This is a genomic window from Curtobacterium sp. MCBD17_021 (genome assembly GCF_003234525.1).
GTDB lineage: Bacteria > Actinomycetota > Actinomycetes > Actinomycetales > Microbacteriaceae > Curtobacterium.
Genome location: NZ_QKTS01000013.1, coordinates 26,257 through 46,262 on the forward strand (window position 1 = coordinate 26,257; position 20,006 = coordinate 46,262).

General features: G+C 71.2%; 23 protein-coding genes and 1 riboswitch. Of the genes, 12 read left to right on the forward strand and 11 right to left on the reverse strand.

Annotated elements, in window-relative coordinates:
* Positions 1-159: 159 nt before the first annotated feature.
* From DEI83_RS15990 to DEI83_RS12055, 3 genes are all read right to left on the reverse strand, one after another.
* Entirely contained in the window at positions 160-462 is a 303-nt protein-coding gene (locus DEI83_RS15990) for a hypothetical protein (protein ID WP_181431204.1), read from the reverse strand.
* A 128-nt stretch (positions 463-590) separates the two neighbouring features.
* A protein-coding gene (locus DEI83_RS12050; RefSeq protein WP_111082198.1) for an IS3 family transposase occupies positions 591-1,753 on the reverse strand; the annotation gives its coding sequence in 2 pieces (ribosomal slippage) (positions 591-1,474 and positions 1,474-1,753; 1,164 coding nt in all).
* Positions 1,754-1,878: 125 nt separating this feature from the next.
* On the reverse strand, positions 1,879-4,059 hold the full coding sequence (locus tag DEI83_RS12055) for a bifunctional diguanylate cyclase/phosphodiesterase (protein WP_181431205.1): 2,181 nt from the start codon (positions 4,057-4,059) through the stop codon (positions 1,879-1,881).
* Positions 4,060-4,186: 127 nt separating this feature from the next.
* Positions 4,187-4,261: riboswitch (cyclic di-GMP riboswitch) on the forward strand.
* A 200-nt stretch (positions 4,262-4,461) separates the two neighbouring features.
* Between DEI83_RS12055 and DEI83_RS12060 the strand changes: the two genes are divergently transcribed.
* Entirely contained in the window at positions 4,462-4,932 is a 471-nt protein-coding gene (locus DEI83_RS12060) for a hypothetical protein (RefSeq protein WP_146243333.1), read from the forward strand.
* A 128-nt stretch (positions 4,933-5,060) separates the two neighbouring features.
* Positions 5,061-5,270, forward strand: a complete 210-nt coding sequence (locus tag DEI83_RS12065; protein WP_111082201.1) for a hypothetical protein — start codon at positions 5,061-5,063, stop codon at positions 5,268-5,270.
* Between the two features lie 505 nt (positions 5,271-5,775).
* On the opposite strand, the gene DEI83_RS12070 is transcribed toward DEI83_RS12065, so the two are convergent.
* The 3 genes from DEI83_RS12070 to msrA form a co-directional block, all read right to left on the reverse strand.
* On the reverse strand, positions 5,776-6,174 hold the full coding sequence (locus DEI83_RS12070) for a hypothetical protein (protein WP_111082202.1): 399 nt from the start codon (positions 6,172-6,174) through the stop codon (positions 5,776-5,778).
* Between the two features lie 599 nt (positions 6,175-6,773).
* Positions 6,774-7,508, reverse strand: coding sequence for a 5'-methylthioadenosine/S-adenosylhomocysteine nucleosidase (gene mtnN / locus DEI83_RS12075; RefSeq protein WP_146243334.1), 735 nt, complete (start codon positions 7,506-7,508; stop codon positions 6,774-6,776).
* Positions 7,509-7,674: 166 nt separating this feature from the next.
* Positions 7,675-8,196, reverse strand: a complete 522-nt coding sequence (msrA, locus tag DEI83_RS12080; protein ID WP_111082204.1) for a peptide-methionine (S)-S-oxide reductase MsrA — start codon at positions 8,194-8,196, stop codon at positions 7,675-7,677.
* A gap of 156 nt (positions 8,197-8,352) precedes the next feature.
* On the opposite strand from msrA, the gene DEI83_RS12085 reads away from it, so the two are divergent.
* The gene (locus DEI83_RS12085) at positions 8,353-8,688 is read left to right on the forward strand and encodes a hypothetical protein (protein ID WP_111082205.1); all 336 of its coding nucleotides are present in this window, start codon (positions 8,353-8,355) and stop codon (positions 8,686-8,688) included.
* Positions 8,689-8,724: 36 nt separating this feature from the next.
* Here the strand turns inward: DEI83_RS12085 and DEI83_RS12090 are convergent, their stop codons facing one another.
* The gene (locus DEI83_RS12090; protein ID WP_111082206.1) at positions 8,725-9,720 is read right to left on the reverse strand and encodes an AraC family transcriptional regulator; all 996 of its coding nucleotides are present in this window, start codon (positions 9,718-9,720) and stop codon (positions 8,725-8,727) included.
* Positions 9,721-9,928: 208 nt separating this feature from the next.
* On the opposite strand from DEI83_RS12090, the gene DEI83_RS12095 reads away from it, so the two are divergent.
* Complete coding sequence (locus DEI83_RS12095) at positions 9,929-11,656, forward strand: AMP-binding protein (protein ID WP_111082207.1); 1,728 nt, start codon at positions 9,929-9,931, stop codon at positions 11,654-11,656.
* Between the two features lie 8 nt (positions 11,657-11,664).
* On the opposite strand, the gene DEI83_RS12100 is transcribed toward DEI83_RS12095, so the two are convergent.
* Entirely contained in the window at positions 11,665-12,213 is a 549-nt protein-coding gene (locus tag DEI83_RS12100) for a MarR family winged helix-turn-helix transcriptional regulator (RefSeq protein WP_111082208.1), read from the reverse strand.
* Between the two features lie 85 nt (positions 12,214-12,298).
* On the opposite strand from DEI83_RS12100, the gene DEI83_RS12105 reads away from it, so the two are divergent.
* From DEI83_RS12105 to DEI83_RS12115, 4 genes are read left to right on the forward strand one after another with little or no spacing between them, the layout of a single operon-like run.
* Entirely contained in the window at positions 12,299-13,426 is a 1,128-nt protein-coding gene (locus DEI83_RS12105; RefSeq protein WP_111082209.1) for an LLM class flavin-dependent oxidoreductase, read from the forward strand.
* A complete protein-coding gene (locus DEI83_RS12110; RefSeq protein WP_111082210.1) occupies positions 13,423-14,154 on the forward strand; it encodes an NADPH-dependent F420 reductase in 732 nt (243 codons plus the stop codon). Before DEI83_RS12105 ends, DEI83_RS12110 begins: the two co-directional genes overlap by 4 nt.
* Before the next feature lie 36 nt (positions 14,155-14,190).
* Positions 14,191-14,358: a hypothetical protein gene (locus tag DEI83_RS15995; RefSeq protein ID WP_181431207.1), complete on the forward strand. Its 168-nt coding sequence runs from the start codon at positions 14,191-14,193 to the stop codon at positions 14,356-14,358.
* Between the two features lie 3 nt (positions 14,359-14,361).
* Complete coding sequence (locus DEI83_RS12115; RefSeq protein WP_111082211.1) at positions 14,362-15,093, forward strand: OBAP family protein; 732 nt, start codon at positions 14,362-14,364, stop codon at positions 15,091-15,093.
* A gap of 85 nt (positions 15,094-15,178) precedes the next feature.
* Here the strand turns inward: DEI83_RS12115 and DEI83_RS12120 are convergent, their stop codons facing one another.
* Positions 15,179-15,478, reverse strand: coding sequence for a Dabb family protein (locus DEI83_RS12120; RefSeq protein WP_111082273.1), 300 nt, complete (start codon positions 15,476-15,478; stop codon positions 15,179-15,181).
* A gap of 157 nt (positions 15,479-15,635) precedes the next feature.
* Between DEI83_RS12120 and DEI83_RS12125 the strand changes: the two genes are divergently transcribed.
* On the forward strand, positions 15,636-15,992 hold the full coding sequence (locus tag DEI83_RS12125) for a VOC family protein (RefSeq protein ID WP_111082212.1): 357 nt from the start codon (positions 15,636-15,638) through the stop codon (positions 15,990-15,992).
* Positions 15,993-16,082: 90 nt separating this feature from the next.
* Here DEI83_RS12125 and DEI83_RS12130 read toward each other — a convergent pair whose 3' ends face one another.
* Both DEI83_RS12130 and DEI83_RS12135 read right to left on the reverse strand, forming a co-directional pair.
* Positions 16,083-16,547 carry a DUF4383 domain-containing protein gene (locus DEI83_RS12130; protein WP_111082274.1) on the reverse strand — a complete coding sequence of 155 codons (465 nt, stop codon included), beginning with the start codon at positions 16,545-16,547 and terminating at the stop codon, positions 16,083-16,085.
* Positions 16,548-16,663: 116 nt separating this feature from the next.
* Positions 16,664-16,966, reverse strand: coding sequence for a metal-sensitive transcriptional regulator (locus DEI83_RS12135; protein ID WP_111082213.1), 303 nt, complete (start codon positions 16,964-16,966; stop codon positions 16,664-16,666).
* Positions 16,967-17,048: 82 nt separating this feature from the next.
* On the opposite strand from DEI83_RS12135, the gene DEI83_RS12140 reads away from it, so the two are divergent.
* The 3 genes from DEI83_RS12140 to DEI83_RS12150 are packed head-to-tail and all read left to right on the forward strand — an operon-like array spanning position 17,049 to position 19,950.
* The gene (locus tag DEI83_RS12140; protein ID WP_111082214.1) at positions 17,049-17,276 is read left to right on the forward strand and encodes a heavy-metal-associated domain-containing protein; all 228 of its coding nucleotides are present in this window, start codon (positions 17,049-17,051) and stop codon (positions 17,274-17,276) included.
* Positions 17,277-17,281: 5 nt separating this feature from the next.
* Complete coding sequence (locus DEI83_RS12145) at positions 17,282-19,504, forward strand: cation-translocating P-type ATPase (protein ID WP_111082215.1); 2,223 nt, start codon at positions 17,282-17,284, stop codon at positions 19,502-19,504.
* Positions 19,501-19,950, forward strand: a complete 450-nt coding sequence (locus DEI83_RS12150) for a DUF4396 domain-containing protein (RefSeq protein ID WP_111082216.1) — start codon at positions 19,501-19,503, stop codon at positions 19,948-19,950. Before DEI83_RS12145 ends, DEI83_RS12150 begins: the two co-directional genes overlap by 4 nt.
* Positions 19,951-20,006 lie beyond the last annotated feature (56 nt).

Below are 20,006 nucleotides of genomic sequence, written 5' to 3' on the forward strand. Positions count from 1 at the left end.
CTGCTCTTCAGCTCCCCGCATTTAGGGTGAGTCACCGCTAGCGGTAGCTTGTGTCGCTGATCGACAGTCGGTCGCTTAGAGGACGCCGAAGAGGACGGCGGAGACGACCCCCAGCGACCAGCGGACCGTCCGAAGGGCCGACCGGCAGCCGGATGCTTCCTAGCGGACGGTGCGGCGCTGCCGTCCGACGGTGGGCGCGATGACGGAGGCGCAGAGGATGAACGCCGCGGCGATGAAGAGGCTTGCGAGGGTGAGTGCGCTGTGGGTGCGTCCGACGGCTCCCGCAACGCCGGTGCCGCTGGTCAGTGCGGTGGAGACGGCGACGAGGACTGCGAGGCCGAGGGAACTGCGGAGCTGGTGGGCAGTGTTTACCAGGCCTGAGGCGGCTCCGGCGTAGGCGCTGTTTGCGCCAGCGATGCCGAAGCTGGAGAGGAGGGGCGAACGCGAGGCCTTGACCGGCACCGACGACGACCATCGGGGCGTCGATGGCGAGCATGAACGGCGAGTCAGCGGTGGCTAGCCCTTCCACGACGTCGTTGCCGACGTGCCCGAAGTCATGGGACTGCTGCAGGTTCGGTTGACTCGTTCGTTTAGGCCGCGAGTGCGACCTGTGGGTTGATGATCGTCTCGTACTCGACCGGGGTCAACTTCCCCAGACCGCGTTGCCGTCGTTTCCGGTGATAGGTCGCCTCGATCCAGGTGATGATCGCGAGTCGGATTTCTTCCCGGGTTGCCCAACGTTTCCGGTTCAGGACGTTCTTCTGCAGGAGCGCGAAGAACGATTCCATCGCCGCGTTGTCCGCGCACGCGCCGACGCGGCCCATCGACCCGAGGAGCCCGGCGTCGCTGAGCGCGCGGACGAACTTCTTCGACCGGAACTGGCTGCCCCGGTCCGAGTGCACAACAGTCCCGGCCGGGTTTTGGCGGTCCACCGCCATATGCAGGGCCGCGACGGCGAGCGAGGACCGCATCCGGTCACTGATCGAGTAGCCGACGATGCGCCGCGAGCAGGCGTCCTTGACCGCGCAGAGGTAGAGCTTGCCCTCGCCGGTCGGGTGTTCGGTGATGTCTGTCAGCCACAGCCGGTCCAGGTCTGGCGCCGTGAATGCTCGTCGGACCCGGTCGTCCTGCACCGGTGGCCCGGCCTTGCGATTCAGGCCGCGCTTCTTCGCATGCAACGACCAGAGCCGCTGCTGTGAGCACAGCCGCCACACCCGCCGTTCCGAAACCCGGAGGCCGGCCGCGTGGAGGTCGTCGGCGATGAACCGATACCCGAACGTCGGGTCGTCGCGGTGCGCGTCGATCGCTGCGTTGGTCAGGTGCGCGTCCGCCCAGTCGCGATCGGTTACCGGACTGGCACGCCACCGATAGAACGCCTGCTTCGAGAAGCCCAGCACCCGGCAGGCCACCGCGACCGGGATCCGGTCTGCGGCGAGTTCGAGGACCAGCGGGTACATCATTTTGGGAGATGCGCCTGCGACAGATAGGCGGTCGCCCGACGGAGGATCTCGTTCTCCTGCTCGAGGAGCCGAATCCGTTTCTGCGCGTCCCGCAGCTCCGCCTGCTCGACCGCTTTCGCCGACGGCGCCGCTGCAACACTGATGCCGTCGTCACGGTCCGCGAGCCGCAACCAGCGGGCCAGGCAGGACTCGGAGACACCGAAGTCCCTCGCGACTTGCCGCACCGACGACTCACCCTTCCGGGCCACCGCGATCACGTCACGGCGGAACTCTTCCGGATACGCCTTCACCATGGCGCACATCCTTCCAGTAGGAGCCAACGCTCCTACCTGTCAGAAGTCAACCGAACCTGCAGCAGCCCCCTCCGAGCCGCACCGCAGCCGGAGCGGCCCCGGCACCCGGAGGGTCGCTGCCGGGATCAGATGCCCTCGTGGAGTGCGTCCGCCGAGGTCGCGCGACCGAGGAAGTACCCCTGCGCACGGTCGCAACCGCGGGCACGGACCATCCGGAGGTCCTGTTCGCTCTCGATGCCCTCTGCGACCACTCGTGCGCCGAGTGCTCGAGCCATGTCACTGATGGCTCCCACGAGGACCTCGCCACGCGGACCGTCCTGCACGAACGTCCGGTCGATCTTGAGATCCGTGATGGGGAGGTCGTGCAGTTGCGTGAGTGAGGCGAATCCCGTCCCGAAGTCGTCCATCGCGATCCGGAAGCCACGCTGACGCAGCTCGAGGAGCGTTGCCGACACGTTCGAGAGGTTCCCGAGCGGAGTCGACTCGGTGATCTCCAGGGTGATCGCCCCGGGTGGGACGCCGTGCCGTGCGACGGTGGACGCGACATCGGGCACGAACGTGGGTTCGTGCAGCTGCGAGGGTGCGACGTTGACCGCGAGCTCGAAGTCGGATCGGCTGGCGCGGAGCTCGGCCAGCACCGAACACGCGCGGTCGAGCACCTGCATCCCGAGGGCGTGCACCAGACCTGCAGCCTCTGCGACGGGGATGAACACGGCCGGGGGCAGCGGACCGCGACTCGGGTGCTGCCAGCGAGCGAGGGCCTCGACGGACACCACGCTGCCGGTGGCGAGGTCGACCTGCGGCTGGTACGCGACGTCGATCGTCCCAGCGGCCAGTGCTTCACGGAGGTCGTCGGCGAGCGGGGGCGTGTCGAGGCCGGGTGCAGCGGACTTCTCGCGGTACATCGCCAGGTCGGCGGCCCGGAGCAGCCGGTCGGCTTCCTCGTGGACGTCGTCGGCGCTGCCGTCGGAGACGGCCACCCCGACCGAGAGGCGGACCGGGACGAGCTGGTCTCCGACGACGGCCGGGTCCGTCATCGCTCCGCGGATGCGAGCGGCGACCGCCTCGGCCTCGTCGCGGCCGTGGATCGCGGGGAGCACGACGACGAACTCGTCTCCACCTGCCCTGGCGACCGTGTCGGTGTCGCGGACGGCCCGGGACAGCCGTCGGCCGACCTCGACGAGCACGGCATCGCCGTTCCGATGGCCGAGGTCGTCGTTCGTGCGCTTGAACCGGTCGACGTCGCAGTAGAGCACACCGACTCCCTGGCCGTGGTCACGCGTCGCACGGAGCGCCTCCTCGAGGACGGTCTCGAGCCGCTCTCGGTTGGGCAGTTCCGTGAGGGGATCGTGGGAGGCCCGCCAGCGAGCTTCCTCGAGGAGTCGAGCGTTGTCGAACGCGACAGCGGTCAGCCCGGCGAGGCCGGACATCCGCTCCTCGAGGACGGTGTCGACGGAGTCCGGTGCCTGCGGACCCACCCAGTGCGCGAGGACGAGTCCGGCGAAGCTCTGGCCGAGGTAGAAGGGCGTCGCGATGAGCGCGCGGATCGCGAAGGCATCGAGCATCCGCCGCGCCCACTCGGAGGAACGGTGGTCGACGAGCACGGGAACGCCGGATTCGAGGATCTCGGCGAGTTCGGGGGCGTCCTCGGGTGACGTCTCGAACTCGGACACCTGCCCCGCCAGGGACGTGGGCCATCCGCTGTGCCCGACGATGGTCAATCGCCGTTCCTCGAGGTACCAGAGCGCGATCGCCGACCGGTCCGCCTCGCAGATCCGAGGGATGGCTGCCGCGATGGTGTGTGCGATCTCTTCCGTCCCGGATCGCCGGCCCACCGCCTCCGAGAGTCCGAGCAACATCCGCGCCGTTTCCCGCTGCTCCGTCACCTGCCCGAGGAGGTCCTTCGTCCTGCGTTGCGTCTCGACGTCCTCCGTCACGTCGCGTTGTTCGCTGCAGAAGTGCGAGATCCGCCCGAGCTCGTCGTGGAGCGGTGTGACGGCGAGCGCGTTCCAGAACGGCGTGCCGTCCTTCCGGTGGTTGAGCAGGTGCCCCTGCCACGGCCGCCCCGCCGCCAGCGCCTCGCGAACGGCATCGACGACGTCCTGATCGGTGTCCGGACCCTGCAGGAGGCGGCAGTTCCGGCCGAGCAGTTCGTCGAGTTCGTACCCGGTCATCGTCAGGAAGGCCTGGTTGGCGAAGACGATGGCCTGGTCGGCATCCGTGACGAGCGACGCCTCGGGGAAGGCCGCGAGGGCACGTGCGAGGACCCCGTCGTTTACGGGGGCTCGACGATCCACACTCTCCATCGCACGAGTGTGACACCGGACGACCCCGCGGCGAGGGGTTTCGTCCGGTGACGGGCGCATTTGCTCTCGCGGTCCGTTGGTGTCTATCGTCGCCTCCACAACGCAGGGTGAACGCACTGTTCGCTCTCGACGACAACGGCAAACCCGGCGCGAGCCGGGGACGCAAAGCCACGGGACCCATGCGGTCAGCCGGGCTACCGAACCGAGAAGGAACCCCATGTCCGTCCGCCACCGAAGCCGGTCGACCCTCCCGTCCCTCGCCGCCATGACGGACCGCCACTGACACGTCGAACGGTCAAGGGCCTCCCGTCTGCCTGAACGGACGACGGGAGCGAACGCTCGTCCCCGCAGGTGAACCGCGCTGCTGGTACGAAGCCCCGTGACCACGGCTCATCGACGACCGTGCGTACCCCGACAACGCTCGCGTTGCTCCTCCTGGAGGAACGCGATGCCCTCATCACCTTGCTCGTGACCCAGCGCGCGCTGCTCACCGGCCTCGTTGCCGATTCCGACGGAACCGCGCGACCGGAGGCGCTCCAGCGTGCTGTCGCCGACTCGAACCGACTCCGGCGACGGATGCTGGACCGCGACCTCGAGGTCTTCGCCCTGGCCCGGGATCGGGCCCTGCCCGCCGACACCGACCTGCTCGGGGTGGTCGAGACGACATCCGACCCGTCGTGGCGGTGCGCGCTCGAGACGGTCCTCGACGGGCTCGAACGCGCAGCGGCGGACCTGCTCGACCTCAGCGACCGCATCGCCGACGTCGGACCGGTCCGCGGCGCTGGTGCGTGTGCGCGCGTGCACCCTGCGACGTACCGCTCCCGTCGATCCGGTGCACCCGGCTCGACGACACGGACGGGAGGCGGCTGGTGACGCGGGCACGATCCGTCACGTCCCGTGCAGCCGAGGGCGGGGACCGGTCGGCGCCCTCCGTCCCGTCGGCTCCGCCCTGCCCCCGGTGCTCCCGACCCCTCCAGCTGGCCCGCAACCCGTACTTCGGAGTGAGCCTGGCCGTCCACGAGTGGCTCTGGATCTGCAACATGTGCGTCTGCGCGCGCTTCGCCGCCCCGACGGACGACGGCTTCGTGGTCGAGGAGCCGCCCGCCCCACGTGACCCCGCCTTCCTCCGGCTCGGTCGACTCATCCGGGAGCTCCGACGAGGACATCGAGCGGCGGACGCCCAGGGCGACGGTGTCCCCCGCGCGGACTGACCTCCCCGACCGGCAGCAGCTGGTCACCACGCCGCGGCGTCACCTGACCCTCGGACACCGGTGCGGGTGTCCGCTCGTGCCGACCCGAGGTCGGGCAGCGAGTCGACCGGACCGGGTTGCACGACACGGCACCCCGATGCGGACGGCCGAGACGTGCAAATGACCCGCCGCAGAAAACCCCCGCTTCGGCGGGGGTTTTCTCTTTTTCAAATGGTTCTGCGTGATCGACCTCGAGAAGCTTCGATGCTTCAAACGTGAGCGTCGTTCCCGTCGGCCTAGGGAGTTCTACGCTCCGTGCGTCGATCGTGAAACTTTCCGACTGCGTGATCCTGCTCGTCCTGTCCGCGCAAACGCTGCCGCCAGCCGGCACCCTGCAGGAATCGCTGCGCCGTCTGGTACCTGCCCCCATCCCGATGCCCATTCGCATACGAGCACGAAACCCTGGGCCGGCTCGGAGCCGTCGCCGGGTCACCGAACGGCTGCCGCTCGGCTAGCGAACCGAAGGTCAATCCTCGCCGCGTCGCAGCATCTCCTTGTAGTCCCCGTCAGCGCACTGGGACACCCCATGGACCGTGTAGCCGTCGGAGCGTGTGAGGAACTCGATCGACCAGGTCGGTCCACCGTGACCGACGACGCTCCGGAGTGGATCCGCCCCGCCGCTCTCGTAGTCCGAGGTTGTGATCCCGGAGGAGTCCCAGAGGTCCTTGACCGCCGCCCGGTCCGCCGTCTGGTCGCCGACCTCGTCGCGGTCGAGGATGTAGGTCCAGGTGACCCCGTCCGTCTCCGCGGTCGCCGGGCACTTGCCGAGTGCCGGTCCTCGTCGGACCGTCCATTTGCCGCCGAGCGCTTCCGTCGTTCGGTCGACGACGTCGACGATGTCCTTCTTCGCTTCGTTCGGTTGCACGGTCGGCCCTCGCTGGCAGCTGGTGAGTAGGAACGGGACGGCGACGAGCAGTGCGATGGTCGCAACCGCTCGGCTGGTGAGTGTTCTCATCGAGCCCCCGATGAATGCAGACTGTCAAGGACGGCTTGCTCGTATGGTGTCGGCCCCTTCGGGATGTACGGCGTGACGGAGCCACCCTGGCCGGTCGTGGTGAGTGCGATGTTGTGGAGCGAGGACCGCGGAGCGCCGAGTTCCTGCCTGCGCTCGCAACGCGTCCGCCGCGAAGGTCAGCGCCGTCGAGAGACGTGCAGCCGCGCCGTCGTCGAACTCCACCCTGGCCATGGTCCCCCCCTCCGGCCGCCCCCGCGACCCGTCGGGGACATCCTGCTCCGCAGGCGTCCCGCCCGCAAACCGATGACGGAGCAGCGAGCTGCCACCGTCACGGCCCCGAAGAAGCGCCGTCGAGTTCATGAGTGGTGTCGCGGTACTGCTCAGCGCCTGTGGATTCCCGCCGCTCGGCGCTGAGCACGGCGCCGGCGGATGCGGCGCTGAAGTCGACCATCGCGGGCGCGCCCTGGGCGCTGGCGGGTCGGTGAGGAAGAACGCGATCGCCAACGGGCTCAGCCCCTCGGCAGCACCGCACCCCGCGCCAGCCCCACGACGACCCCGTGCACGACCCGCGCCGCCCGCGCGGCCGCGTCGTCGAGGTGCTCCTTGAACTCGTCGCCGTCCGGGGCGCACAGGTCGCTGATGCCCCGGACGGACACGAACGGCATGGCGTGCACGTGCGCGAACTGGGCGATGGCCGCCGACTCCATGTCCACCGCCGCCACGGTCGGGAAGGCCCGGCGGAGGTCCCGAGCGCGTCCCTCCGTCACGAAGACCTCGCTCGACCCGATCGGCGCCTGCCAGACCACGTCATCAGTCCTGACGGCGCTCGCACGTCGGACGAGGTCGGCGTCCGCCGTGAACCCGGTGGGCATGCCGGGCACCTGACCGAGTGCGTACCCGAAGGCCGTGGCGTCGGCGTTGAGGTTCACGTACCAGTCACCGATGAGGACGTCCCCGAGCTGGACGTCCCGGGCGAGGCCGCCGGCGGTCCCCACACTGATGACCGGTACTCCGGATCCGAAGTCGTGGAACGCGTGGGCGACGGCAGCGGTCGCGTTCGTGAACCCGATCCCGCTGCGGCGGACGGCGACCGTGCTGCCCTCGACGTCGATGAGGTGGTGCTCGTCGTGGCCGCCGGTCGGACCGTGCAGGACGGGCTCGCCGCCGAACAGGTCCGTGAACGCGGCGACCTCTTCGCTCATGGCGGCGATGACGACGGCCACGGGTCGTCGAGGGGCATCCACCCTGCGATCTTCGCACAGCGGCGTGCCCGGTCCGGTGCCGCCGCAGCCGACGTCACGTCCGCCGCCGGGGTGGCCTCCCCGCTGATCGGGTCGGACGACGCGGACGGGAGGCCCGGTACCGACCGGTACCGGGCCTCCCGTGCTGACAGGTGCTCGCGCCGGGCGGTCAGGCCGTCGCGGCCGCCTCGCTGCGCTTCGGGAGCACCCAGTTGGGGCGCACGTAGTGGCAGGTGTACCCGTTCGGGATCTTCTCGAGGTAGTCCTGGTGCTCCTCCTCGGCCTCCCAGAACGGGCCGGCCGCGGTGACCTCGGTGACGACCTTGCCCGGCCAGATGCCGGACGCGTCGACGTCCGCGATGGTGTCGAGTGCGACGTCACGCTGCTCGTCGGAGGTGAAGAAGATCGCGGACCGGTAGCTGACACCGACGTCGTTGCCCTGGCGGTCCTTGGTCGACGGGTCGTGGATCTGGAAGAAGAACTCGAGGAGCTCCCGGTACGAGATCACCGACGGGTCGAAGACGATCTCGACGGCCTCGGCGTGCGTGCCGTGGTTGCGGTAGGTGGCGTTCGGGACGTCGCCGCCGGAGTAGCCGACACGGGTGCTGAGGACTCCGGGGCGGCGGCGGAGGAGCTGCTGCGCTCCCCAGAAGCATCCGCCGGCGAGGATCGCGGTCTCGGTGGTGGTCATCGGTACCTCCGTGGTTCGTGACGCTGGCTGCGACAGTACCCGGTGCAACACCCGGACGCCTCCGTCTGTTCCGGCCGACGGATGCGGTGGGCCCGGGCGGTGCGTCCACTGGAGGACCTGAGCCCGGTCGCACCCGCCACGACGTTGACTGGCCGGATGAAGGACATCCAGTACGCAGGCCGGGCGATCCGGACGAGCGACGGCGCTGCCGACGCCGTCATCCACTACGCCGCGGTGCTCGGTGCGAACCGGAAGACCGACACGCTCGACGTCCCGGTCGTCGACGGGGACGGCCGACCCGCCGTCGAGACGCTGCTGATCGGGCCGGCGAGCCAGATCACGCTGAGCGCGGCGGCCGACGACGGCCGGGACGCCGACGTGGACGACACCGCGTTCGTGGAGCACGTGCGGCGGTTGGCCGTGGCGGCGGGACCCGTCCGTCCGGTGCACGAGGACCCGGACACCCGCCACGACGACTACGACTTCGGCTGACGGCGACCCGTCGCCGGCGTCGGGCTGTCGCGACGGTCAGCGACGGAGCGTGTTCCTCGGGTACTCGCCGTAGGCGGTGCGGTAGGCGGCGGAGAACCGGCCCAGGTGCGCGAACCCCCACCGACGGGCGATCGCCTGCACGGCCGAGGTGGTGGGGTCCGCCTGCAGCAGTTCGCGTCGCACGTGCTCGAGCCGGACGTGCTGCAGGTACTGCATCGGCGTCAGATCGAGGTGTCGCTGGAAGGCCTCCTGCGTGGCCCGGACGCTGAGGCCCGCGGCTCCGGCGATGTCCGAGACGCTCATCGGTCCGGCGACGTGCTCGTGGACGTACTCGACGGCGGCGCGGAGGCGGGCGCGCCGGGGCAGGAGCACGGCGGGCGGCAGGGCCGCGACGGTCGGGGGGTACATCCGGAGGAACGCTGCGGCGGTGCCGCGGGTGAGGGTGTGCCAGAGGAGGGTGTCGACGCCGCCGGTGCGGAGTTCGCGGGAGAGCAGCGCCAGGCCGTTCCGCCACTGGGTCACGGCGGCCGGGTCGAGGGTGCGCAGGTGGTCGAGACCGAGGTCCGCCACCTGGCCGGTGTGGAACTGCTCGTCGGCGACCTCGTGCACGAGTCGGCGCGACAGGTGCACGACGCGCTGGTCGTAGTCCTGGTACTCGAACACGAACTCCCGGGCGGTCGGGAAGAGCATCGGCACGTCGCCGGACATCGGCACGCGGTCGTGCCGGACGTCCGGCACGCCGTGCCCCGCGGTGAGCCACTGGACGACGTAGTCCTCGGACGCGGGGATCAGGCCCCGGATGAACCCGTTGATCTGCGACCGACGGAGCGTCACGTCGCCGTCCCCGACCGCGGTGTAGCGGTACCCGAAGGGGCGGTCGGTGGCACGAGCGGCCCAGTGTCGGCCGGCGTAGAAGCCGCTGAGGTCGAGGACGGCTGCGTCCGGGGCGTCCCCGAGGGCCTCGATGCGGACGGTGCTGCGGAGGGCGGTGTCCGTCGTGCGGCCGGTGGTCCGGTCGTCGACTGTCGTCATCGTCGGTCCACTCCTCTCGCTCGTCGTGTCGCGCTGCTGGGCCGATCCGGCTGTCGTCCGGGCGCGCGCATGCCCGTGACAGAGCACACCATCCAGGACGATACGGAGCACGAGTCGGCCGCCGCGAGGGGTTGACTCCGGCTGTCCGGATGCGGTACAGCGCGGTGTCGCCGTGCGCTGGTCCACCTCGATGAGGCAAGGTCAGTGCATGCGCACTGAACCCGCCTCCGCCCTCCGTGCCGCCCGGGACGTCCTCCTCGCGGCCAGAACCGACAGCGCCGCAGCGCGCGAGGCGTTCCGCTGGCCCGACGTGGGCGAGACGTTCAACTGGGCGATCGACTGGTTCGACGTCATCGCGGCAGGCAACGACCGGGAGGCCCTGGTCATCGTCGAGGAGGACGGCCGCGAGACACGCACCACCTACGCCGAGATGTCCGCCCGGTCCGACCGGCTGGCGGCCCGGCTGCACGACCTCGGCGTCGCGAAGGGCGACCACGTGCTGCTCATGCTCGACAACCAGCTCGAGCTCTGGGAGTCGATGCTCGCCGTCATGAAGACCGGCGCCGTGATCCTCCCGACGTCGACGATGCTCGGCGGGGCCGACCTGCAGGACCGCATCGACCGCGGACGCGTCGCCCACGTCGTCACGACACTGCGCGAGACGCCGAAGTACGCGCACCTGGCGGGCGACTTCACGCGCATCGTGGTCGGTGGAACCGCGGACGGGTGGACGACGTACCCGAGCGACCTCGGCGAACCGGCGCCCGCGGGGGAGTGGAAGCCCGAGGTGGTGACGGCAGCGTCCGACCCCTGCCTGGTCTACTTCACCTCCGGCACGACCGACAAGCCGAAGATGGTCGTGCACACGCAGACGTCCTACCCGGTGGGCCACCTGACGACGATGTACTGGATCGGGCTCGAGCCCGGTGACGTCCACCTGGCGATCAGTTCGCCGGGGTGGGGCAAGCACGCGTGGAGCTGCTTCTTCGCGCCGTGGATCGCCGAGGCCACGGTCTTCGTCCACAACCAGGAGCGGTTCGACCCGGCGGCACTGCTGCACCAGCTCGAGCGTGCTCAGGTGACGTCGTTCTGCGCACCGCCGACCGTGTGGCGACTGCTCATCCAGGCCGACCTCGGCAGCCGCCCGACCGCTCTGCGCGAGGTCGTCTCCGCCGGCGAGCCCCTCAACCCCGAGGTGATCCGACTCGTCGAGGAGTCCTGGGGCCGCACGATCCGCGACGGGTACGGCCAGACCGAGACCACCGCGATCGTCGGCAACGCCCCCGGTGACACCGTCCGACCCGGTGCGATGGGGCACGGGCTGCCCGGGGTCGCGATCGAACTCGTCGACCCGCTGACCGGGGCGCCCGGCGCGGGTGAGGGCGAGGTCTGCCTCGACCTCACGACGACGCCGGTGAACCTGATGGCCGGGTACCTCGACGCCCCGGAGCGCACCGACGACGCCCTGCGCGGCGGCTACTTCCACACGGGGGACGTGGCCACCCGGCACGAGGACGGGTCGCTGACGTTCGTCGGCCGCACCGACGACGTGTTCAAGTCCTCCGACTACAAGGTCTCGCCGTTCGAGGTCGAGAGCGCCCTGCTCCAGCACCCCGCCGTCGCAGAGTCGGCGGTCGTGCCGGCCCCGCACGAGGAGCGCCTGACCGTCGTGAAGGCCTACGTCACACTGGCGGCGGGGTGGGAGCCCACGGCCGAGACCGCGCGGGACATCCTCGCGCACGCCCGCACCGCGATGCCGGCGTGGCAGCGTGTCCGCCGCGTCGAGTTCGGGCCGCTGCCCAAGACGGTGTCGGGCAAGATCCGCCGCGTCGAGCTGCGCGCCCGCGAGCAGGAGGCGTTCGGCGGCCCGCAGCTCGAGGGGGAGTGGCGCGACGACCAGTTCCCGGGCCTCCGCACCGGCCGTCGCGACGGCTGACCCGACGGTCAGGGGTGGCCGGTCGGTCGGCTCTGGTCTGCACGCCGGGTCCGGTCGTCGGGTCGGTCCCCGTCCGGGAGGCCCGTCGCCTGGTGCCGACGGAGGGCTCCGGTCACGACGCGGACCGCGGCGAGCTCCTCGGGTGTGAACGCGTCGACGAAGACCTGTCGGACCGCGCGGAGGTGGGCGGCCGAGGAGCTCCGGTAGAGCCGGACGCCCTCGGCACTCAGCGTGACCGCGGTGCCGCGGGCGTCCGGTCCGACCCGGTCACGCGTGACGAGTCCACGCTCCTCCATCCGCCGGAGGTGGTGGGACAGCCGGCTGCGTTCCCACCCGACCTCGTCGGCGAGCTCGGCGGAGCGGCGCATGCGGTCCGGGGCCTCGCTGAGCGCGAGCATCACCCGGTAGTCGCCGTCGGAGATCCCGGACGCGGACTGGAGCGCCGCGGCGAGCGAGCGCCGCACCGCCTCCGACGTCTCGACGTAGTCGCGCCACACCGACAGTTCCTCGGCGGTGGGCGACCGTCGACCCCGTGTCTGCTGTCCGTCGTCACCCATCCGGTCTCCTCTTGACACCTCGACGGTAGCGGCACATCATTGACGCGTCAATCACTTGGTTGAAGCGTCAACGAAAAGAGGCACCATGCCCGACATCACCTTCGGCCTCGACACGTTCGGCGACGTCCCGACGGACGACGACGGCGCGTTCGTCAGCCACGCCCGGTCGATCCGGCAGCTCGTCGACGAGGCGGTCATCGCGGACGAGCTCGGCGTCGACGTGTTCACGGTCGGCGAGCACCACCGGCCCGAGTACTCGGTGTCCTCTCCTGAGACCGTCCTGGCCGGTCTCGCCACGGTGACCAAGCGGATCCGGCTCGGGTCCGGCGTCACGGTCCTGTCCTCCGACGACCCCGTCCGCGTGTTCCAACGCTTCGCGACGGTCGACGCGCTGTCGGAGGGCCGCGCCGAGGTGATCCTCGGCCGCGGGTCCTTCACCGAGTCCTTCCCGTTGTTCGGTCACGACCTCGCCGACTACGACGTCCTGTTCGAGGAGAAGATCGAGCTGTTCGCGCAGCTCCTCCGCGAGGAGCCCGTCACCTGGAGCGGGACGACCCGCGCGCCGCTCGTCGACGCCGACGTCTTCCCGAAGACCGAGCACGGCCTGAGCACGTGGGTCGGCGTCGGCGGTTCCCCGCAGTCGGTCGTGCGGACCGCGCAGTACGGGTTCCCGCTCATGCTCGCGATCATCGGCGGGCAGCCCGAGCGCTTCGCGCCGTACCTCGACCTGTACCGCCGCGCCGCCGAGCAGTTCGGTACGACAGCACACCCGGTCGGCATGCACTCGCCCGGGTTCGTCGCCGACACGGACGAGGAGGCGACGGAGCTGTTCTGGCCGCACTACCGGGTCGTCCGCGACCGGATCGGTGCCCTGCGCGGGTGGCCGCCGGTGACCCGCGCCGAGTTCGACCAGGAGGTCGCCACGGGCTCGATGTACATCGGGTCGCCGGAGACGGTCGCGCGGCGGATCGCCCGCGCCGTCGACGCGATGGGCGTCGGTCGCTTCGACATGATCTACACCTCCGGCGGTCAGTCGATGCGGGCACGCACCCGCGCGGTCGAGCTGTACGGTGGCGTCGTCGTCCCCCGGGTGCGCGAACTGCTCGCCGACCGCGGCGACACCGACCGCGGCGACACCGACCGCGGCGACACCGACCGGACCAGCGACACCGACCGGACCGGCGACACCGACCGCCAGGAGGCCGCAGCATGACCGGCACCGATGCCACCAGCACCGGCACCATCGGTACCCATCCGTTCCGGACCGTCGCGGTCCTCGGCGCCGGGAAGCTCGGGACGGTCCTCGGTCGCCTGCTCGTCGGCGCCGGCCACCGGGTCCTCGTCGCCGGCTCGGGCGATCCGGACCGCATCCGCCTGATCCTGTCCGTCGTGGCACCCGGTACCGAAGCGGTCCGCGCCGCCGACGCCGTCGACCAGGCCGACGTCGTCGTGCTCGCCCTGCCGCTCGGACGTCTCGACACGATCCCCGTGGAGCGGCTCCGCGGCACGGTCGTCATCGACGCGATGAACCACTGGTGGGAGGTCGACGGGCACCGCCCCGACCTCGAGGACGGACGTGTGTCGACGAGCGCGCTCGTGCAGGCGCACCTGCCGGGAGCCACCGTCGTCAAGGCCTTCAACCACATGGGGTACCACGACCTCGACGCCGGCGCGCGGCCCGCAGGCGACCCCGAGCGGAAGGCGATCGCCGTCGCGGGCGACGACGAGCCGGCCGTGGCGGCCGTCGCGGCGCTCGTCGACGAGCTCGGCTTCGACGCCGTCGCGGCGGGTTCGCTCAGCGACAGCGTGGCGCTCGAACCGCACGCCGAGGCGTTCGGCGCGAACGTCTCCGCGCCGGAGCTCGCGGCGCTCCTCGAGCGGTTCCCGACCACGGATCGGGGGCGGGCCGTCGCGGCGGCGCGGGCGGGCCTCCCGGCCTGAACCGGCGGCAACCGCACGCCGCGTACCGTGCCGTGCATGAGTGACACGACGAACGGAACCGGCCCGGACGACGTCTCCGACCAGGAGGCCCAGCGCACCGAGGACCTGCCCGACGGCTCCGCCTCGGGGAACGCCACCGAGGACCCGCAGCAGGACAGCGACGTGGACTCCGGCGGCGAGCCGGCAGAGCCCCAGGAGGGCTGACGCGTGCCGCGGAACCCCACGGTCCCCGCCCGGTCGACCGGGGTCACCCCGCCGGGCGAGGACCGGGGCTTCCGCCTCGCCCTGCTCGACCGCGGCGCCGACCTGCTGCAGCCGACGGACCCCCTCAAGGGATTCGACGTGTACGTGGTCGGCTTCCACTGCGTCAAGGGCGAGCCCGACGTGCAGATGGAGGCGCACCACTACTGCAAGGTGGTGAACGCCGAGATGCTGCAGTGCGTGCTCTTCGACGGCAACACCGCGGACGCCAACCTGATCGGCGTGGAGTACATCGTCTCCGAGCGGCTGTTCGACTCGCTGCCCGAGGACGAGAAGCCGTCCTGGCACCCGCACAACCACGAGGTCTTCTCGGGCGAGCTCGTCGCTCCGGGACTGCCGATCGCGGTCGAGACCGAGCTGATGGGCCACCTCGTCAACTCGTACGGCAAGACCTGGCACACCTGGCACAGTTCGCCGATGGGCGGCCACGAGGCGGATCCGCTGCCCGTCGGCGACCCGATGCTCATGTGGTCGTTCAACCGCGAGGGCGAGGTGCAGCCGGCGTTGCAGGACGACCGGAACACCGCGATGCACGTCGACCCCGAGCCGCGGAAGGCGTCGCGGGCGAAGCACCTCGACCGGGCGCACCCGCAGCGCGGCGTCGGCACGATGCGCGACGACTTCACCGGAACGACCCCGACCCCGGGCGTGGTGGACGCGGAGGACGGCCGCCCGTGACCCCGGGCGCACGCCGCGGAGACGCCTGACCGGACCGGCACCGGACGGGAGGCCCCTGGCGACCCCGCCACGGGCCTCCCGTCCGTCAGCCGGCCACGTCGAACACCACCACCCGCCTGGCGTGCGCCCCGATGTGGTCTGCCACGGGCCGGTGCTCCGGGTGTGGCAGGTACGCGTCCCGCGCCGCGGCGTGCCGGAACCGGACGACGAGCATCCAGTCGAAGCCACCCTCCAGCCCCTCGGGACTGACGCTCGGGCCGGTCTCGACGGACACCACGCCGTCGATGCCGGGCAGGTGCTCGTGTGCGAGCGCCGTCGCCCGCTCCGGCACGGCGGTGTCCTCCGTGTCCCACTCCACCAGCACGACGTGCACGATCTCGGTCATCGGCGACCCCTCCTCCACTGCACCCCCGGCCGTCCGACGGTGTCCGGACCGAGCCTGCGCCGCCGGGCCTGGACGTACCCCGGAGCGCCGCCGGACTGGGTGTCCTCGACACGGCGCGGCCTACCGTCGAGGGCACACCACGACGAGAGGAAACACCATGGCAAGCGGAATCGCAGCAGTCTGGGTCCCGGTCAGCGACATGGAGCGCGCCGTCGCGTTCTACCGCGACACCCTCGGCCTCACCGTGAAGGACCAGTCGGAGGACTGGAGCGAGATCGACGCGAACGGCCTGATGATCGGCCTGAATGGGCGCGAGTCGGCCAGCCCGTCGAGCGAGGGCGGCGCGGTCGTCTCGTTCCAGCCGGACGGCAGCATCGAGGACGAGGTCGCCTCGCTCAAGGAGCGTGGCGCGGACATCCAGGGCGAGATCAGCGAGCACCCGTGGGGCAAGATCATCCCCTTCAAGGACAGCGAGGGCAACGACCTGCAGCTGTACTCGCCGCCGCAGGGCTGAGCGCACCGGCGCGAGCCGACACTCGCGCAGAACGGACGGGAGGCCCGTGACCGGCTGGTCACGGGCCTCCCGTCCGTTGCGTCGCTGGGGTCAGCGGGCGGTGCGAGCCCCGGCGCGCGGGAGGACGATGCCGAGGAGGATCATCGCGACGGCGAGGATCAGGTGCAGCACGTTGTCGGCGCTGTTCAGCGGCACGAAGTTGGCGGCGCTGGACATGCCGGCGGTGAAGAGGCCGTAGATGAAGAGCACGGCGTAGATGATGCCGCCGACGAGCAGGTACTGGCGTGAGAAGCCGAACGAGCGCGCGGCGATCAGGCCGACGATGCCGAACAGCAGGTGGACGATGTTGTGCAGGACGGACACCTGGAACAGGCCCAGGAGGTGCGCCTCCGAGTCGTTGCCGGCGGCCATCATGCTGCCCATGTCCATGGTCAGGCCGGGGATGAAGCCGGCGATGCCGACGATGAGGAAGACGACGCCGAAGACCAGCGCGCCCTTCTGGGTGAGCGTCCGGCCGTAACCGTGGTCGGAGCGGGTCGATGCGGTGGTGGTCATGAGGGAACCCTTCGTCAGGAGTCGACGCGGTCGGTTGCCATGCGCCTCGCAGGACATTCGGATCGAACCAGCAGTCGGTTTGGTCGGAGAACCCAGCAGTACACGCTTCGTGGCCGTCAGGACCGGACGAGGCGCTTGATGGCCAGGGTCGCCTCCTGGATCTTCTCCTCGGCACCCCGGCCGCCCTGGGCCACGGCGTCCGTCACGCAGTGCCGCAGGTGGTCCTCGAGGAGACCCATCGACACCGCCTGCAACGCCTTCGTCATCGCGGACACCTGCGTGAGGATGTCGATGCAGTACTCCTCGCCCTCGACCATCCGCTGCAGTCCGCGCGCCTGGCCCTCGATCCGGCGCAGGCGTCCGAGGTAGTCGTCCTTCGCGGAGATGTAGCCGTGGTGGTGTTCGGTGTCTTCGGCCATCGGGAACAGATCCTCGTCGTCGGCGTTACGGTAGGGGTACCCCCCTAGGGTACCCGCACGACGACCGAACGAGGAGGGCCGCATGGCCGAGCAGCAGATCAGTACCTACGGCATCGACGGCATGACCTGTGCGCACTGCGTCATGAGCATCGACGAGGCGCTCCGTGGACTCCCCGGCGTGACCGACGTGCAGGTCGACCTCGTCGCCGGCGGCACGTCGACCGCGACCGTCACGAGCACCGCGCCCCTCGACGCGGCCGCCGTCGACGCCGCGGTCGAGGACGCCGGCTACTCGCTGTCGGAGCGCTGACCACGATGACGACGACGACCCCCGCCGCCACCCCGGTCGAGCTCACGATCGAGGGCATGACCTGCGCCTCGTGCGCGAACCGCATCGAGCGGAAGCTCAACAAGATGCCGGGGGTCACGGCCACGGTGAACTACGCCACCGAGACGGCCACGGTCTCGCTGCCCGACGGCGTCGCGGTCGACGACGCCATCACGACAGTCGAGCAGGCGGGGTACGGCGCGCGACTGCCGGAGCCCGAGCAGCCGGACGTCGACACACTCGCCCCGCTCCGTCGCCGCCTGGTCGTCTCCACGGTGCTCGCGGTCCCGGTCGTCGCCCTGTCGATGGTGCCCGCGCTCCAGTTCCCCTGGTGGCAGTGGGTCGCACTCGTCCTCGCGGCCCCGGTGGCGACCTGGGGCGCCTGGCCGTTCCACCGCGCCGCGGCCCTGAACGCCCGGCACGGTTCGGCGACGATGGACACCCTCGTCAGCCTCGGCGTCGTCGCGGCCACCGCCTGGTCCCTCTGGGCACTCGTCCTCGGCGGCGCCGGCGGACCCGACATGCACATGGCGTTCGCGCTCACCGCCCCACGCGGAGCCGACCCGGAGCCGTACCTCGAGGTCGCCGCCGCGGTCACGGTGTTCCTCCTCGCCGGCCGGTACGCCGAGGGCCGCGCGAAGACCCGGTCGAGCGCGGCCCTCCGTGCCCTCCTCGCGCTTGGAGCCAGCTCCGCCCGGGTGCTCCGCGACGGCCGCGAGGTCGAGGTGCCGGTCGGGTCGCTCCGCGTCGGCGACCGCTTCGTCGTCCGGCCCGGTGAGCGCATCGCCACCGACGGTACCGTCGTCGAGGGCACCAGCGCCGTCGACACGAGCGTCATGACGGGGGAGAGCGTCCCCGTCGAGGTCGGACCCGGCGCTGCCGTCACCGGCGCGACCGTGAACGTCGGCGGCATGCTCACCGTGCAGGCCGTCCGTGTCGGTGCCGACACCGAACTCGCACGGATCGGCAAGCTCGTGACCGAGGCGCAGACCGGCAAGGCCGACGTCCAGCGGCTCGCCGACCGGGTGTCGAGCGTGTTCGTCCCCGTCGTGCTCGTGCTGGCCGCCCTCACCCTCGTCGGTTGGCTCCTGCTCACCGGCGACGTCGAGGCCGCCCTGACCGCCGCCGTCGCCACGCTCGTGATCGCCTGTCCCTGTGCGCTCGGCCTCGCGACCCCGACCGCGCTGCTCGTCGGCACCGGTCGCGGCTCGCAGCTCGGGGTCCTCATCCGCGGCCCGCAGGTGCTCGAGGCCACCCGGCGGATCGACACCGTGCTGCTCGACAAGACCGGGACCGTCACCACCGGCACCATGCGGGTCACCGAGGTGCTGCCGGCCGACGGCGAGGACCCCGACACGGTCCTCCGCGCCGGAGCCGCCGCCGAGTCCGGCTCCGAGCACCCCATCGCCCGCGCCCTCGTCGCCGCCGTCCCGGACGTGCCCCGGCCGGGGTCGTTCACGTCCACCGCCGGCCTCGGCGTGCAGGCCGTGGTCGACGGATTCCTCGTGCTCGTCGGCCGACCCGCCTGGCTCCGCGACGCCTGGGCCGTCCCGGTACCGGATGCACTGGCCGCCGCCGTCACCGACGCCGAGGACGCCGGACGCACCGCGGTCGCCGTCGCCTGGGACGGCCGGGTCCGCGGGCTCGTCGTCGTCTCGGACACCGTCGCACCCGGTGCCGCCGAGGCCGTCGGGCACCTGCACGACCTGGGGCTCGAGACGATGCTCCTCACCGGGGACGCCGACGGGGTCGCCCGGAGCGTCGCGGGCCAGGTGGGCATCAGCCGCGTCACGGCCGGCGTCCGACCGGAGGACAAGTACCGCATCGTCACCGAGCTGCAGGCCGCCGGCAGGACGGTCGCCATGGTCGGTGACGGCGTGAACGACGCCGCCGCGCTCGCCGCCGCCGACCTCGGCATCGCGATGGGCACCGGGACCGACGCCGCCGTCGAGGCAGCCGACATCACCCTCGTCCGCGCCGACCTGCGCGCCGCCGTCGACGCGGTCCGGCTTTCCCGCCGCACCCTCCGCACCATCAGGACGAACCTGTTCTGGGCCTTCGCCTACAACGTGGCGGCGATCCCGCTCGCGATGGCCGGCCTGATGAACCCGGTCATCGCCGGCGCCGCCATGGCGTTGTCGTCGGTCTTCGTGCTGACGAACAGCCTCCGCCTCCGCCGTTTCCGCTCCGTCGACGCGGGCGCACGGTGAGCGGGCACGGCACGACCACGTGGTCGACGGCCGCGCAGGCGACGCTGCACTGTCTGACGGGGTGCGCGATCGGCGAGGTCCTCGGCATGGTGATCGGCACCGCGACCGGGATGCACGACGTGGGGACGATCGTGCTGTCGATCGTGCTCGCCTTCGTGTTCGGTTACGCCCTGACCATGCGCGGTGTCCTGCGCTCCGGCCTGTCGTTCCGTGCCGCGCTGAGCGTGGCGCTCGCCGCGGACACGGTGTCGATCGCCGTCATGGAGGTCATCGACAACACGGTGGTCGTCGCGATCCCGGGAGCACTCGACGCACAGCTCGACCAGTGGCTGTTCTGGGGTGCGCTGGCCCTGTCGCTCGTCATCGCCTTCGTGGTCACGACGCCGGTGAACCGGGCTCTCATGCGCCGGGGCCTCGGGCACGCGAAGGTGCACGGCCACCACTGACGTGACGCCGAGCCTCCCCTCCCCGGGTCGGTGGGGAGCTCGCCGCCACGTCCGTG

Bases quoted from the DNA above. Each gene is read 5' to 3' on its own strand.
- DEI83_RS12095 (WP_111082207.1), top strand. From the start codon at position 9,929: ATGCGCACTGAACCCGCCTCCGCCCTCCGTGCCGCCCGGGACGTCCTC.
- msrA (WP_111082204.1), bottom strand. From the start codon at position 8,196: ATGACCACCACCGAGACCGCGATCCTCGCCGGCGGATGCTTCTGGGGA.
- DEI83_RS12140 (WP_111082214.1), top strand. From the start codon at position 17,049: ATGGCCGAGCAGCAGATCAGTACCTACGGCATCGACGGCATGACCTGT.
- DEI83_RS12120 (WP_111082273.1), bottom strand. From the start codon at position 15,478: ATGACCGAGATCGTGCACGTCGTGCTGGTGGAGTGGGACACGGAGGAC.
- DEI83_RS12100 (WP_111082208.1), bottom strand. From the start codon at position 12,213: ATGGGTGACGACGGACAGCAGACACGGGGTCGACGGTCGCCCACCGCC.
- DEI83_RS12145 (WP_111082215.1), top strand. From the start codon at position 17,282: ATGACGACGACGACCCCCGCCGCCACCCCGGTCGAGCTCACGATCGAG.
- DEI83_RS12055 (WP_181431205.1), bottom strand. From the start codon at position 4,059: ATGGAGAGTGTGGATCGTCGAGCCCCCGTAAACGACGGGGTCCTCGCA.
- DEI83_RS12130 (WP_111082274.1), bottom strand. From the start codon at position 16,547: ATGACCACCACCGCATCGACCCGCTCCGACCACGGTTACGGCCGGACG.
- DEI83_RS12105 (WP_111082209.1), top strand. From the start codon at position 12,299: ATGCCCGACATCACCTTCGGCCTCGACACGTTCGGCGACGTCCCGACG.
- DEI83_RS12135 (WP_111082213.1), bottom strand. From the start codon at position 16,966: ATGGCCGAAGACACCGAACACCACCACGGCTACATCTCCGCGAAGGAC.
- DEI83_RS15995 (WP_181431207.1), top strand. From the start codon at position 14,191: ATGAGTGACACGACGAACGGAACCGGCCCGGACGACGTCTCCGACCAG.
- DEI83_RS12085 (WP_111082205.1), top strand. From the start codon at position 8,353: ATGAAGGACATCCAGTACGCAGGCCGGGCGATCCGGACGAGCGACGGC.
- DEI83_RS12125 (WP_111082212.1), top strand. From the start codon at position 15,636: ATGGCAAGCGGAATCGCAGCAGTCTGGGTCCCGGTCAGCGACATGGAG.
- DEI83_RS12110 (WP_111082210.1), top strand. From the start codon at position 13,423: ATGACCGGCACCGATGCCACCAGCACCGGCACCATCGGTACCCATCCG.
- DEI83_RS12090 (WP_111082206.1), bottom strand. From the start codon at position 9,720: ATGACGACAGTCGACGACCGGACCACCGGCCGCACGACGGACACCGCC.